Source organism: Dethiosulfatibacter aminovorans DSM 17477, assembly GCF_900142005.1.
Classification (GTDB): domain Bacteria; phylum Bacillota; class Clostridia; order Tissierellales; family Dethiosulfatibacteraceae; genus Dethiosulfatibacter; species Dethiosulfatibacter aminovorans.
This window is the reverse complement of record NZ_FQZL01000073.1, coordinates 1-1690: the sequence shown is the minus strand read 5'-3', so window position 1 is coordinate 1690 and position 1690 is coordinate 1. Positions and strand designations below refer to the sequence as shown.

2 protein-coding genes are annotated in these 1690 nt (G+C 38.4%); both read left to right on the top strand.

Features of this window, described 5'->3' with window-relative positions; translation table 11 throughout:
• Positions 1-183 precede the first annotated feature (183 nt).
• Complete coding sequence (locus tag BUB05_RS18335) at positions 184-1491, top strand: IS1380 family transposase (protein WP_073051230.1); 1308 nt, start codon at positions 184-186, stop codon at positions 1489-1491.
• Between the two features lie 14 nt (positions 1492-1505).
• Positions 1506-1690: hypothetical protein (locus tag BUB05_RS18805; RefSeq protein ID WP_217683728.1), on the top strand; the 185-nt coding region annotated here is incomplete at its 3' end.

Below are 1690 nucleotides of genomic sequence, written 5' to 3'. Positions count from 1 at the left end.
CCTAGAATATTCATAAAAACTACATAAAACCCAAAAAACTCAGTAAATTCAACATGTTACTCAAAAGGTGTCCTTCACCCGTTGGGTGAAGCAAATCTTCATCAAAAATTAAAGAAAAGAACCCGATTTTGTGGTAAAGTTTAAGTGCCTAAACAAAAACATATCACAAAAGGAGTTCTTTCTATGACAAGTTTACAGCATAGTGCATTAAATTTCAACAAAAGTCTTTCATACAATTTTGATGGAGGCAACCTTTCATCGGATTCAGGGCTTCTTCTGGTCCGTTCATTTATTGAAAAATTGGGACTGAGACATCTCCTGGAGAATACATTCAATGACTCTGAAGCTAGGGTACATACTAATGCTTCAATAATTGAGCAACTGATGTACACAACTATCGCAGGCTATTCATCTGATGTCCATTCAGATAGCTTGAGACTTGATCCAGTATTTACAAGAATCCTGGAAAAGAAGGCACTGGCTTCACAACCTACGATTTCAAGGTTTGTTCATTCTTTAAACGAACATTCAATTGAATCATACAACAGACTGCTTCTGGATCTGTTTGAAAAAGGTAACCATCCAAAGAAAACTAAGCAGATTGTACTGGACCTTGATTCCACCCTGTTTCCAACTTTCGGAAAGCAGGAAGGAAGTGAATTCAACTACCATTACTCTTCCAAAGGTTATCACCCATTAATGCTGTTCAACGGAATCAATGGAGACCTTATGAAGGTGGAACTTAGAAAAGGCAGTGTCTACACTTCTAACAACATCAAGGAATTCCTGGAACCTATCATTGAATGGCTGGAAGTCAAATATCCAAAGACTCATTTGCTTGTTCGAGCTGACAGTGGTTTTGCTACTCCAGACCTTTACAATCTCTGTTTAGAGCATGGTGTCCCATTTGTCATAAAACTCAAGTCGAACAAGAAATTGAAGAGATTTTCAGAAGAACTTGAAAACAGGTTCTGGAAAACCCTTGGAAACGACTATACAAAGCACCATGTGATGTATGATGATTTCTACTATCAGGCCAGCAGTTGGAGTAAGCCCCTTAGAGTAATCTGCAGACTGGAAAGAGCTGCCGGAGAACTGGTTCCAAGAAAAACCTTTATTGTTACCACACTGGAAACATTTCCGGCTAATGTTGTTAAAGCCTACAACAAGCGTGGCAACATGGAGAACTTCATCAAGGAAGCAAAGATTGATTTTTCAATGGAATCAGCATCCCATAGCTCATTCATGGCCAATGTTGTGAAGACTATGATAAAGTCGCTGGCTTACAGTGTCATAAATATCATGAAAAGGTTGGTTTTCAGAGGTGAACACAAGAAATCCAGAATGCTTTCATTGAGGTCACTGTTCATCAAAGTTGCCTGCAGAGTTGTTACTTCTGCTAGAAGGACTACATTTAAGTTGTGCAGCAGTTATCCGCTACAGGAACATTTTCAGCGTGCTATGACAAGGATTGAAGGATTATCTTTCTAAGGATTTCAAAAAACTTGAACCCTACATACCCAGGGGGTAGTCTACCCTTTTTTAGGGAATACTTTGATCCGTTCGCATCAGTTTTAAGCGAACACCTTTTTGAAGAATACAGCAAGGCACTTTCCTTAGGAAAATTGCTTGATATACATGCTAAATATGAAATTTTTAGTGGTTCTTATGTTTCTATGAATAATTCAGG

Bases quoted from the DNA above. Each gene is read 5' to 3' on its own strand.
- BUB05_RS18335 (WP_073051230.1), top strand. From the start codon at position 184: ATGACAAGTTTACAGCATAGTGCATTAAATTTCAACAAAAGTCTTTCA.